This window comes from Nonomuraea sp. NPDC048916 (genome assembly GCF_040649575.1).
Taxonomy (GTDB): Bacteria; Actinomycetota; Actinomycetes; order Streptosporangiales; family Streptosporangiaceae; genus Nonomuraea.
On sequence record NZ_JBEZFS010000006.1, the window covers coordinates 44,272 to 57,775 of the forward strand.

General features: G+C 66.1%; 7 protein-coding genes. 5 read left to right on the forward strand and 2 right to left on the reverse strand.

The genetic code is table 11. From position 1 onward, the window contains the following. The 3 genes from AB0C16_RS07540 (at position 1) to AB0C16_RS07550 (ending at position 1,331) form a co-directional block, all read left to right on the forward strand. Complete coding sequence (locus AB0C16_RS07540; RefSeq protein ID WP_357679995.1) at positions 1 to 330, forward strand: DUF202 domain-containing protein; 330 nt, start codon at positions 1 to 3, stop codon at positions 328 to 330. A gap of 149 nt (positions 331 to 479) precedes the next feature. After that, the gene (locus AB0C16_RS07545) at positions 480 to 794 is read left to right on the forward strand and encodes a hypothetical protein (protein ID WP_357679997.1); all 315 of its coding nucleotides are present in this window, start codon (positions 480 to 482) and stop codon (positions 792 to 794) included. 138 nt (positions 795 to 932) lie between these two features. Further along, complete coding sequence (locus AB0C16_RS07550) at positions 933 to 1,331, forward strand: hypothetical protein (protein WP_357679999.1); 399 nt, start codon at positions 933 to 935, stop codon at positions 1,329 to 1,331. On the opposite strand, the gene AB0C16_RS07555 is transcribed toward AB0C16_RS07550, so the two are convergent. Both AB0C16_RS07555 and AB0C16_RS07560 read right to left on the reverse strand, forming a co-directional pair. Next, positions 1,328 to 3,154 carry an ABC transporter ATP-binding protein gene (locus tag AB0C16_RS07555; RefSeq protein WP_357680001.1) on the reverse strand — a complete coding sequence of 609 codons (1,827 nt, stop codon included), beginning with the start codon at positions 3,152 to 3,154 and terminating at the stop codon, positions 1,328 to 1,330. The two genes, AB0C16_RS07550 and AB0C16_RS07555, sit on opposite strands and share 4 nt — an antisense overlap. Beyond that, positions 3,151 to 4,872: an ABC transporter ATP-binding protein gene (locus AB0C16_RS07560; RefSeq protein ID WP_357680003.1), complete on the reverse strand. Its 1,722-nt coding sequence runs from the start codon at positions 4,870 to 4,872 to the stop codon at positions 3,151 to 3,153. The genes AB0C16_RS07555 and AB0C16_RS07560 overlap by 4 nt, the downstream gene beginning before the upstream one ends. 622 nt (positions 4,873 to 5,494) lie before the next feature. On the opposite strand from AB0C16_RS07560, the gene AB0C16_RS07565 reads away from it, so the two are divergent. Both AB0C16_RS07565 and AB0C16_RS07570 read left to right on the forward strand, forming a co-directional pair. After that, positions 5,495 to 9,688: a DUF6531 domain-containing protein gene (locus AB0C16_RS07565; RefSeq protein ID WP_357680005.1), complete on the forward strand. Its 4,194-nt coding sequence runs from the start codon at positions 5,495 to 5,497 to the stop codon at positions 9,686 to 9,688. 20 nt (positions 9,689 to 9,708) lie between these two features. After that, positions 9,709 to 13,140, forward strand: a complete 3,432-nt coding sequence (locus tag AB0C16_RS07570; RefSeq protein ID WP_357680007.1) for an RHS repeat-associated core domain-containing protein — start codon at positions 9,709 to 9,711, stop codon at positions 13,138 to 13,140. Positions 13,141 to 13,504 lie beyond the last annotated feature (364 nt).

The window sequence follows — 13,504 nt, forward strand, 5'->3', positions numbered from 1 at the left end:
ATGTCCGGCGAGATCTGGGACTCCGGGCTGCAGAGCGAGCGCACCAGGCTGGCCTGGGTCCGCACCGCCGTGATGCTGTCCACCGGCGGGCTCGCCGCCACCGGCCTGTCGTTCCGGTACGGCCATGCCCCGGTGGCCGCCGTGGGGTTCGCGCTGGCCGCGCTCTGCGGGGGCGTCCTGCTGCTGCGGACCGGCGTGCGCTACCGGCGCGTTCAGGAGGCGTTGCACGGCGGCCGCCCTCTCGACTGCGGCCTGGACGTGTTGTTCGCCTGGTTCGGCACGCTGTGCGCGGTGGCCGGCGCGATCGTCTTCGTGCTCACCGCCCGCTGAGGCGGGCCGGGTTCGCCCGCTCACTGGAACGCCCACTTCGCCGGAACGGCCCCTCACTGGAACGGCCCCTCACTGGAACGGCCGATTCGCCCGGGGCGGCTTGCGAGGTCATCAACCTGGGCGGACACTCATAAAAGGGGGTGAATCCCATGGAAGAAGAGCGGCGAGTCCTACCCTTCGAGTGCCGTGGCTGCTGGCACGTGTGGGAAGAGGAGTACCTCGTACGGCGCGGCGAGGACCGGAAGGGCAACTACCGCGAGATCTGGCTGCGTTCGGGCGTGGCCGTACCGCCTCCGGCGCAGGGCGCGATCTGCCCGCGGTGCGGCTGCCAGGCGGCCACCACGTTCCCCGAGGGATATCTCAGGTGGCATCCCGAGCTGATCCCGCCGCTGGGTCCCGTGACGCCCGACGCGACCCCGCTGCTCAGTCCGGTGCGTAAACGGCATTCCCGGCACCTAACCTGACAGCAGGTGAGCATTCCATAGCGATGGGTGTCATAAGTCACGTCTTTTCGTAGCGTGACGGAAGAAGGACACTCGGTGCTGATGGCGGTCGGTCACCGGGGGGTGGTCCTCGTGCGCGACGGATTCAGCACTCGGAGGATGTGGCTCTTCGAATGCCTGCGTTGCTGGTACGTCTGGGAAGAGGCGTACACGGTCAGGCACGTCGCCGACGACTACGGCAACGAGGTCGAGATCTGGCTCCAGGCAGGAGTGCCGGTGCAGCCGCCCTGGTCGGGGACCTGCTGCCCCGACTGCGGCGTCTACCACGTCACCTCCTTCCCGGTCGGTTACCTCGCGCGACACCCGGAGCTGGTGCCCGCGCCGGAACCGGAGCCCCTGGCGGCGGCGCCCGTGGCCGCCGCCGCGGCGAGGGGGGTGCTGCCTCCGGCGCGGGCGCCTCTACCCGGCAGGCTGCTGGTGGCGATGGGGCTGCCCGTGCTCGGCTTCATCGGCTACGAGCTGTACGAGAACCTCATCGTCAGGGCGCACCCGCACTAACTGAGGCTCTCCAGCCAGGCCCGGTGCAGGCCGGCGAAACGGCCCGAGGCGGCGATCAGCCGGTCGGGCGGGCCGTCCTCCACGATCTCGCCGCGCTCCATGACCAGCACCCGGTCGGCGATCTCCACGGTCGACAGCCGGTGCGCGATGATGAGAGCCGTCCGGTCGGCGAGGATCGTCCGCAGCGCCCGCTGCACCAGGCGCTCGCTCGGCACGTCGAGACTCGACGTGGCCTCGTCCAGGATCAGCACCGCCGGATCGGCCAGGAACGCCCGCGCGAACGCCACCAGCTGCCGCTGCCCCGCCGACATCCGGCCGCCGCGCTTGCCCACCTCGGTGTCGTAGCCCTCGGGCAATGACATGACGAACTCGTGCGCGCCGATCGCCTTGGCCGCCTCGCGCACCTGCCGGTCGGTGGCGTCCGGCCGGCCGAACCTGATGTTGTCGGCCACCGTGCCGCTGAACAGGAAGTTCTCCTGCGTCACCATGACCACGGCCGTGCGCAGCGAGGTCTCGTCCAGCCGCCGCAGGTCGACGCCGTCGAGCAGCACCCGGCCCTCGGTCGGGTCGTAGAAGCGGGAGATGAGCTTGGCCAGCGTCGTCTTGCCCGCGCCGGTCGCGCCGACCAGCGCCACGCTCTGCCCCGCCGGGACGGTCAGGTCGAGCCCGGGCAGGATCGGCGTCTCGTCGACATAGGCGAACCGCACCCCCTCGAACCGCACCTTGCCGCGTGCCTGGGGCAGCGCCTCCGGCTCGCGCGGCTCCGGCACGGCCGGCTCCTCCTCCAGCACGCCCGACAGCTTCTCCAGCGCCGCGCCCGCCGACTGCAGCGTGTTGTAGAACTGGCTGATCTCCTGCATCGGCTCGTAGAACTGGCGCAGGTAGAGCAGGAACGCGGCGAGCACGCCGACCGTGACCTCGTCCTGGAACGCCAGCCACCCGCCATACACCAGCACGCCCGCGACCGTGACGTTGCCGATCAGCTTGATGCCCGGCATGAACACCGCGACCAGTTGCATGCTGCGCGCGTTGGCGCCCCGGTAGTCGTCGTTGAGCTGCCGGAAGATCTCCTGGTTGCGCGGCTCCCGGCGGAACGCCTGCACCGCGCGGATGCCGGTCATCGACTCCACGAAGTGGACGATCACCAGCGCCACCGTCTCCCGGGTGCGCCGGTAGACGATCGCGGACTGGCGGCGGAACCACCGGGTGAACAGCAGCAGGATCGGCAGCGGGATCAGCGCCACCAGGCCGAGGTGCACGTCCAGCACCAGGAGCAGCGCCGCGGTGCCGAACAGCGTCAGCACCGCGGTGACCAGGCCGTCGAACCCCGACTGGAGCAGCTCGGCGATGGCCTCGATGTCGGAGGTGAGCCGTGAGATGACCCGGCCGGACGTGTACTTCTCGTGGAAGCTCAACGACAGCCGCTGGAAGTGCTCGAACACCCTGCGCCGCAGCTCCAGCAGGATGCTCTGGCCGATGCGGCCCGACAGCTTGAGGAACGCCTGCCTGGTCAGCGCCTGGGTGACCGCCGCGGCCAGGATCACGCCGACCACGGTGATCAGCGTGCCGGGACCGGTGCCCTTGAGCATCGGCGGGATGCCGGCGTCGATGCCCACCTTCACCAGGTAGGGGATCGCCAGCCCCGCCGCGTTGGAGACCACGATGATCGCGGTGAGCAGCGCGATCGCCTTGCGGTGCGGTGTCAGCAGGTCGCCGAGCAGCCGGCGCGAACGGTCGCGCAGCAGGAGGGAGACCTTCTCGGACAGCTCGTCCTGATCCTCGGAGGCCACACCACGCCAGGTGGTGGTCGCGGGCGCCGTCATCGCAGCGCTCCTTCCGACGGGTTGAAGTCGGCGTCCTGCGCCAGCAGCTCGCGGTATTCGGGCACCTCGGCGAGGAGCTCCTGGTGCCGGCCGACGTGGGTGATCGTGCCGCCCGCGAGCAGCGCCACCTTGTCGGCCAGCAGCACCGTCGAGGCGCGGTGGGCGACCACGATCCCGGTCGCCTCGCGTAGCACGTGGCGCAACGCCTCCTCCACCAGTGCCTCGGTCTCCACGTCGAGAGCGGACAGCGTGTCGTCGAGCACCAGGATCCGCGGCCTGCTCAGCACCGCCCTTGCCAGCGCCAGCCGCTGCCGCTGCCCGCCGGACAGCGACAGCCCCTGCTCGCCGATCCGCGTGTCGAGACCCCACGGCAGGTCGTACACGAACATCGCCTGCGCGGTGCGGATGGCGGCGTCCAGCTCCTCCTCGGAGGCGTCGTGCCGGCCGAGCATGAGGTTCTCGCGCACGCTCATCGAGAACAGCGTCGGCTCCTCGAACGCCGTCGCCACCACCTCGCGCAGCGCCGGCAACGTCAGGTCGCGCACGTCGTGGCCGTCGATCGTGACCCGGCCCGCGGTGGGGTCGATCAGCCGGGGCACCAGCGAGGTCAGCGTCGTCTTGCCCGCCCCGGTGGCGCCCACGATGGCGACCGTCTCGCCCGGCCGCACGTCCAGCCAGACGTCGTGCAGGACCGGCCGGTCGGCGCCGGGGAAGCGGAACTCCACGCCCTCGAACCGCAGGTGGCCGCGGGGCCGCTCGACCGTCCGCGAGCCGCCCTCGATCGCCGGGACCGTGTCCATCACCTCCATGACCCGGTCGGCCGAGGTCATCGCCTCCTGGGCCATCGCCAGGATGTAGCCGAGGCTGGCGATCGGCCACACCAGCTGCAGCATCAGCGTGGTGAAGGCGACCAGCGTGCCCAGCGTCAGCGACCCGCCGCCCACGGCCAGCGCGCCGAGCAGCAGCACCAGCGCGAGCGTGAAGTTGGGGATCACCTCGAGGAAGGTGAAGAACCGCGCCGACAGCCGCACCTTGTCCATGGAGGTGTCGTAGACCTTGAGCGCGGCGTCGTCGTACCGGTCGTACACGTGGTGCCTGCGGCCGAACGCCTTGATCGTCCTGATCCCGATCGCCGACTCCTCGACCAGCGTGGCCAGATCGCCCTGCTCGTCCTGAACCTGCCGGGAGATCTTGATGTAGCGCTTCTCGAACCGCAGCGACACCACCACGATCGGCACCGCCGACCCGGCCACCAGCAGCCCGAGCGGCCAGTACATGTTCAGCAGCAGCACCGTCACGATCGTGAGCTGCAGGATGTTCATGACCAGGAAGAGCATGCCGAAGCCGAGGAACCGGCGGATCGTCGACAGGTCGGTCGTCGCGCGCGAGAGCAACTGCCCCGACTGCCATTCGCCGTGGAAGCCCATCGGCAGCCGCTGCAGGTGCTCGTAGAGGTCGTCGCGGATCCTGGTCTCGAGGCCGAGCACCGGCCCGATCTGCGACCACCTCCTGATGAAGATGAGGAACGCCTCCAGGACGCCCAGACCGAGCGCGAGGAGACCGAGGGGCAGCAGGGCGCCGGAGTCGCCGCGGAGCACGGGCCCGTCGACGACCTCCTTGCCGACCAGGGGCAGCGCGATGCTCGCGCCGATGCCGAGAAGGGCGGCCAGCCAGATGAACACCAGCCTGGCGACGTAGGGGCGGAGGTAGGACCTCATCCGCCACAGCGAGTTGGAGGACAGCAGGGGACGACGTGGTGAACTCGTATCGGGAGGCATCCCATCCAGGCTAATCCGTGGGATCAACCAATTTTCGGAGCGCCACGGGCGCATACCCGTTCCTGACCGGGACGTGACATCCCACGGTCAGAGCCACCCGGGGTCCGAAGGGACGCGTGACGGATGGTGAGCACCCGTCGACGCGCGCCGGGGTTCAACGGCAGAGCATAGAAGTGGTAAGTCACCTTCCATGATTTTGTCTAACTAAATTAGATCTTGTTGCCTTTGCTGGCAAAAGTTACGCTTTGCCCGTTTGGCAACATGCTCCGAGCTGCACGAGTCAGCAACCTTGTTTCCGTATGGGGTGGGGCTTCGTCTGGCGTCGGATGGCGCCCTACGTGGTTCGGGAGCGTGATGGCGCATGCGTGCGGCCTTCTCAAGTCGATTTGTTCTTAGATCGGTGCCTGTTGTCATTCTCGTACTTTTAACCGTGTTGCCTGGACTCGTGGGCATAACTGCGGGAACCGCATTAGCGGCGGCTGTCACCGAAACGGGTGCTGTGGTTCACGCGACCCCGGAGACGCCGAAGCAGGTGGCGGGCACTGCGGCAGGACTGCCATCAATGGTCGACACCGAGGTCACCGCGACGTCCGCCGCTGCGGGTACTCCCAAGTCGAAAATCAAGGTTCCGAAGAATGCGGTGCCTGAAGAGCAGCGACAAGGTCTCGTCCATGATACTTCCGCCGTGCCGGACGTTACGGCCGCGAAGACGCTCGCGATCGCCGCTGAACCGCCGTGTGGTAATGAATCACCCTGGCAGCGGGGCGTATACGTCGCTTATGGGACGCGCGTCTACTCCGGCGGGCGAATTTGGCAGGCGACACAGAATATTCCGGCCAATCTCAACTACTACCCTCCGCACGAAGAGCCGACAGGTTGGATGCTGATCGGCCCGTGCCCGCTGCCGCCGGCTCCCACTGCCACGTCCATGACCCCGGTGAATGGGGCGTTGGTGTTGACCGAGCAGCCGATCCTCAAGGTGGTGGGCAGCACCTGGTCGGGCGGGGTGATCGGCTTTGATTTCGAGGTGTGCGACAACCCGGCGATGTCCGGCTGCATCACCTATGAGGATTGCTGCTCGTTGTCGGCTGACTGGCCGATCCCTGCCGGCACGCTCTCATGGGGACGGCAGTACTGGTGGCGCGTGGATCTGTCTGACGCCTCGACCATCGGCGGCCAGTCTGCCTACTCGCCGGTCCAGACGTTCACGGTCGGCGTGCGGCAGCCGACGATCACCTCGCAGTTGTCCACCTCCGGGGTGGACGGCCAGGAGTTTCATCAGCAGGCGGGCAACTACACCACGACGGCCACGGACGCCCAGGTTCCGGCGGCGGGGCCGCCGTTGTCGGTGGTGCGCTCCTACAACAGTATGGATACGCGCCGCACGGGCGTTTTCGGCGCGGGGTGGTCGACCCGCTGGGACATGAGGATCACCCCGGAGACGATCCACGGTCGTGAGGCTCTGCTGGTGACGTACCCGGATGGGCGTGAGGTCCGATTCGCCGATAAGAAGGACGGCACGTTCCAGCCGCCCCCCGGCATGTACGCGACTCTCGCCGTGCTGGCCGGGGGTGGCTGGCGTCTGATGGACAAGGTGTCGAACACCTATCTGTTCGACGGAGCGGGCCGGCTGCTCAAGATCACGGACGGGCGTGGCCGTAGCCAGGAGTTGACGTACGACGCGAGTGGGAAACTCGCCGAGGTCACCTCGCCGGGGGGACGCTCGCTGGCTTTCCAGTGGAGCGGCGATCATGTGACCTCGGTGTCCACCGACGCCGTGGACGGCGCGCCGTTGACCTGGACCTACGCCTACAACGGCGATGTGCTGCAGCAGGTGTGCGATCCCGAATCGCGGTGTACCACCTACGGCCATGATCCGGGCTCGCAGTATCGCAGTTCGGTGCTCGATTCCGATCCGTACCACTATTGGCGGCTCGGCGAGGCCACGGGCAGTGCCATCGACTTGGGGTGGAGGGCAGGGAACGCCACCTACAGCGGCGCGGTTGTCCGGGCACAGCCGGGAGCCCTGGCCGGGACTCCTGACGGCGCGGTAAAACTCACCAGCACCACGAGCGTTAGCCTTCCTTCGGGGATCGTCCCGGCGATTGGGAAGTACGCGTCGTTGGAGACGTGGTTCAAGACCAGCACCAGCGGCACGGTCATGTCGATCGCCTCAAGCGGCGGCACGAAGACGAACGTCTTGAGCATCGGAGCCGATGGGAAGCTTCGCGGCTCCTACCAGTCGACCTCGACACCGATCATCACCGCGGCGCCGGTCAACGACGGCGCATGGCATCACGTGGTGCTGACCGTCGCGGACAACGTGCAGACCATGTACGTGGACGGAGCCGTGGTGGGAACCCTCACGGCGTCGATCACCGGCACGAGCAACCGGCCGACGTCGACCATCGGCGGTTTGGATGGCTGGGTCGACGAGTTCGCCGTCTACGACCGGCCACTCGAGCCCTATGAAGTGGTCCGTCACTACGAAGCCCGCAACGCCGCCCCGCACAAGCTCACCCAGGTCACCCTGCCTTCCGGGCGGGTCAGGGCAGTCAACGTCTACGAGCCCACGACCGATCGCCTCAAGACACACACCGACCAGCATGGCGGCACCTGGCAGATCAGCGAGCCCGTGGTCAATCGCAGCACCGGTACCTCCACGGTGACGGTCACCGACCCCAAGAACGCGACGATCATCGCGGTCTACGACGCCTGGCGCGGATACCGGATCACGTCCCAGACCGACCAACTGGGCAAGAAGACCAGCTACACCTACGACACCGGCGGCTACCTCAACAAGATCACGGACCCGAACAATAACACGACGCAGCGGAGCAACGACAAGCGCGGCAACGCTTTGACCACCATCACCTGCCGCGCCTCGGGAAACTGTCAGACGGCCCGAGCCGAGTACTACCTCAACGCTGCCGATCAGTTCGATCCGCGTAATGACCGGGTCGTCAAGGTCCGGGACGCGCGCTCGGCCGGCAGCACCGACAACACCTACGCCACCGCGTGGGAGTACAACAGCTTCGGCGAGCAGACCAAGCAGACCACCCCGGCGACAACGGACTTCCCCAACGGCCGCTCGACAACGATCGCCTACACCGACGGCAGCGAGACCGCGGTGGGCGGCGGCACCACGCCGGCAGGCCTGGCGGCGTCACAGACCGACGCCCGGGGCAATACCTGGAGCTACCGCTACACCTCAGCAGGTGACCTCGCCGAGCAGAGCGATCCAACAGGCCTGATCACCCAACTGCAGTACGACGCGATCGGACGAGCGACCGCCTCAACGCAGGTGTCTCAAGCCCACCCGGCCGGCGTCATCACCTCCTTCACCTACGACAAGCTCGGGCGGTTGCTGACCCAGACCGAGCCGGGAGTGAAGAACGAGGTCACCGACGCCACCCACACCGCGCAGACCACCTACACCTACGACCCGGACGGCAACGTGCTGTCCGAGTCCGTCAAGGATCTGACCGGAGGCGATCCGGAGCGGACCACCGCCTACACCTATGACGATCACGGTCGCGAGGAGACCGCCACCGGCCCGGAGGGCGGCGTGGTGCGTACGGCTTGGGACCAGGTGGGCGCTCGCACCACGGTCACCGATGAGCTGGGCGCGGTGTTCGGCTTCACCTACACCAACCGCGGTGAGCTGGCCTCCCGCACACTGAAGAACTGGACCGGCAGCCCGGTCGCTCCCGTCACCGCCACGGAGATCACGCTCGAGTCGTTCGCCTATGACCCGGGCGGCCGGCTGGGCACGTGGGTGGACGCGATGGGCCGCAAGACGTCCTACACCTACTTCAACGACGACCTGCTCTCGCAGGTGATCGCCGACGACGTCAAGCTGAACGGCTCGACCACGGCCCAGGACGTGGTGATCGAGGCGAACACCTATGACGCAGCGGGCAATCCCATCCGGCAGGTGTCCGGCGGGGGAGTCGCCCGCACGGACTACGTCTACGACGCCGCGAGCAGGCTGACCTCGGAAACGTTCGATCCGGCCGAGCTGGCCCGTACGACGACTTACGGCTACGACGCCAACGACAACATCATCACCGCCAAACGCACGGCGACGGGCACCACGCGCGTCGAGGCGAGCGAGTTCGGCTACAACAAGGAGAACGCGCTCGTCCGTCACACGATCAAGAACGATGGGCAGGACCTCACCACCACGTGGAAGGTCGACGATCGCGGCCTCCTCCTGGAGGAGGTCGACGCGCGAGGCAACCTCTCGGGTGCCGATCCGGCGGCGTTCACCACTACTCTTCGCTACGACCTCGCCGGTCGGCTCATCGAGATGAAATCCCCGCCCGTAGCGATCGACAAGGCAGGGTCGTCCCAGCAGGGACGCGTCACCTCCCGTTTCGGATACGACACCCTCGGCCGTCAGACGCACGTGGTAGATGCCGAAGGGCGCACCACCACCTCGGCGTTCGACCGGGCCGGACGGCTCATTTCGCTGACCGGCATGCCCTATACGCCTCCCGGTGGCAGCGCGGTCACCCCCAGAACCGTTTACGGCTACGATCCCGCCGGCCGCCTGATCAGCACGACGGATCCGCGCGGCCAGATCACCACCATCGAGTACGACGCGCTGCACAACCCGGTCCGCGTCACTGCCCCCCGGCCGCCGCAGGCCAACCGGCCGGGCAGTGGATATCGCACTACGACCTCCTCGGTGAGGAACTGGCCGCGCTCGACCCGACCGGAGCACGTAACGAGGCCACCTACGACGATCTAGGCCGGCAGATCACCCAGACCGTGATCGAGCGCCAACCGACCGCCGCCTACACCACCAAACTGGAGTACAACGACGCAGGCGACCTGACCAAGATGATCCTGCCGGGAAACAAGACCACCGGCTACACGGTCAATGCTGCGGCAGAGGTCACCACAGAGACTGATCCGCTGGGCGACGCCACCACGTTCACCTACGACCTGAGCGGCCGTCTGGCCAAGGCCACCAACCCGCTGGGCAATGCCATCACCGCCGACTACGACCTGGCCGGCCGCCTGACCACTCTGAAGAATCTGGACAGCGCGGGCGCGACCGTGAAAACCCGCGGGTACGGCTACGACGCCGTGGACAACCTCACCCAGATCACCTCTGGCGAGGGCCGCATCACCAGGCGGACCTTCGACGCCACCAACGCGCTGACCGAACTCATCGAACCCGTCTCCGGCAGTGAGTCGATCACCACCACCTTCGGCTACGACGCCGCCGGCGCGCGCACCCGCCTAACGGACGGCCGGGGCAACGCCACCTGGACCACGTACAACACTCTGGGCCTCATCGAGGCCCTGACCGAGCCCGCCACCACCGCCCACCCCGACCTGGCCGACCGCACCTGGACCCACGTATACGACGTCGCCGGCAACGAGACCGCTCTCATCCAGCCCGGCGGTGTCCGGCACGACCGGCAGTTCGACCAGCTGAACCAGGTCACCACAATCAGCGGATCGGGCGAGGGCATCGCCACCCCGGACAAGACATACGGCTATGACCTGGCCGGCCGCGTCACCTCGGTAAGCGACCAGACGCTCGAATACAACGACCGCGGCCTGCTGACCAGAGTGGCGGGCCCATCAGGCCAGAACAGTGCCTTCGCCTACGACGAACTTGGTAACCCCACCCAACGTGTGGATGTGACCGGAACCACCGCCTACACCTGGGACAACGACAACCGGCTCAAGACCGTCACCGACCCGGTCAGCGGACGCATCAACACCTACGGCTACGACAAGGCCGACCGGTTGACCAGCGTCGCCTCCACCAACCCGGTCAACACCCAGGCCTACACCTACGACGCGCTCGACCGGACAGCCACCCACACACTCAAGAACAGCACAGGCGGCCAGTTAGCGAAGATCACTTACGGCTGGGACAAGGACGACAACCTCACCTCGAAAACCACCGCCGGTACGGCAGGCGCCGGCACCAACACCTACGGCTACGACCACGCCGGACGCCTGATCTCCTGGACCGGCCCCGACGGTGTCACCACCGCTTATGCCTGGGACGCCTCCGGCAACCGCACCCAAGCGGGCAACAAGACCTACACCTACGACCAGCGCAACCGCCTCACCTCCGGCGACGGCAGCGACTACACCTACACCCCGCGAGGCACCCTCGCCACGGAAACCAAGAACGGCAATACCAAGCACCTGACCTTCGACGCCTTCGACCGGCTCATCAACGACGGCGACGCCGTCTACACCTACGATGCCTTCGATCGCGTGGCCACCCGTCAGGGCCAGAGCGCCCAGCAGCGCTTCGTGTACGCCGGGCTGGACAACGACATCGTCACCATCACCGACCAGGCCGGCACCATCCAGGCCAAGTACGGTCGCGACCCCTTCGGAGGCCTGCTCAGCATCCAAGAAGGCACCGACCCCGCCCTCGGCGCCCTCACCGACCTCCACGACGACGTGATCGGCACCTTCTCCGGCACCGCCCTGGCCAGCTCCACCGCCTACAACCCCTACGGCGAAGTACTCGCCCAGACAGGCACGAAACCTTCGCTCGGCTATCAGAGCGAATTCACCGACCCCGACACCGGCACCGTCAACATGCACGCCCGCTGGTACCAACCCGGCACCGGCACCTTCACCTCCCGAGACACCTGGACGCTCACACCAAACCCATCCGTCCAGGCCAACCGCTACACCTACGCAAACGGCGGCCCGCTGACGGGCATGGATCCCACTGGTCACTACGTGGATCAAGGCGGGGGATCCGGCGATCCGCGCAAGATAGCGAAGCCTCCCGCGAGAGCTGTCAATCTTAAAAAGCCCGTGCAAACCGTACCAAGGAAAGGCGTGGGCCCATTAAAAGGCAACGTCGTTATTTTTGCGATAGGGCTTGCACAAGACCCGAGAGTTGATTTGTCGAAAGGCACGAAAACGCTAGAAGCCGAGTCTCCGATTAGAAGGAAGACGGGCTCAAAAGGCCTTTCTGGAGATGATTACCGCGAACCCAGGCCAGCGATATGTAAGAGCAAATGCGGTCCTAAGCCGCCAACGATATGTAAGAGCAAATGCGGCCCTAAGCCGCCAACGAAATGCAAGAGCAAGAGCAAATGCGATCCTAAGCCGCCAAAGAAGAAGGAGGAAGTAGAAAACACTGACGGTTGTCAGAAGAAATGTGCTCCCACGTGTGAGGATATAGGGTGTAGGCAGGAGTGTGAGCCAGGCCAGCCGTGTGCGCACCCAGACCAAATCTTCATTGACGACTCACAGGTAATGAATTTCTATGACTATGGGGTCGACCCGGATGACTATCCGATCATCCACTGTGATGATTCTAAATATGGCACAGGGACCTGCTCAGACGGTGTAGCGGCAGTCGACCCCGACGACACGGATACGGGCTCGTTCGACGGCGACCCTGGAGTGCCCATCTTCACCTGCGAACCACCGGGCAACAGCTTCGTCCCCGGCACCAAGGTCCTCATGGCCGACGGCACGAGCAAACCGATCGAAGAGGTGAAGATCGGCGGCGAGGTCCTCGCCACCGACCCGACAACCAGCCGCACCGAGCCCCGACCGGTTACCGCTCTGATCGCCGGCCAAGGCACAAAACGACTCGTCAAACTCACGATCGACATCGACGGTGACCGCGGTGATGCGACCGGGTCGATCACCGCGACCCACAACCACCCGTTCTGGGTGCCCGCCCTCCGCTTGTGGATGCCTGCCGCCCAGCTGCAGCCCGGCATGTGGCTGCAGACCTCAGCCGGCACGCACGTCCAGGTCACCGCCATCCAGAAGTGGACCGCCACCCAGCGCGTCCACAACCTGACCATCGACGAACACCACACCTACCACGTGCTGGCCGGAGACCAAGCGATCCTCGTCCATAATGATGGGGATGACGACCTTGTCCGTGTCGGAAGATGGATGTCGCAGGCCGAGTATGACGCAATGAGCCGCACTGGCATGGTTCAACGCGGCGGAGGTGGATTTACTTACGTGGTCCATCCAGCTGATCCGAAGGCCTACATCTCAGCTCGACCAGGTTCCGTGTATGCGGAATTCGATGTCCCACGTTCGTTGCTGATCCCTGGAGGTCGCTCGGGTGACTACAAGTTGTCAGACTCAACCACCATCAATGCACGGCTCGCGGAGAAGCGTGGTTTGCCGAAGCCGGAGCTTCCCGAAGCGAGGAATCTCGGCCTCGGTGGATCATGCTAGAGCGCTCTGACCTGCTGGGGATCGCGCAGGACTGGATCTCGCGCAAGCAAGCAGCGCTTGTGGAGCTGGGTATTAGCTCGGAGGTCGAACTGTCCCCTCCAGATCGAGACCCCCGCTCTATTAGCTGGATACTTGAGGGCTCTCGTCATGGGGGTCAGATCGTAATTTGGGCTGACGGACAATCCGAAATGGATCTGGCAGACATGGAGAGCGGCGAGATTCGGTCAGAGCATAGATGGATCGAGAGTGAGACCGGGTTGGCCTCGATTCTTGAATCCATTCATAGCTGGGTTAGTGGAGTCGAATCTTTGTAAGAACTCCAAATGCGAGAGCGTCGTCAGAAATCGAGCTCTGGCGACGCTCT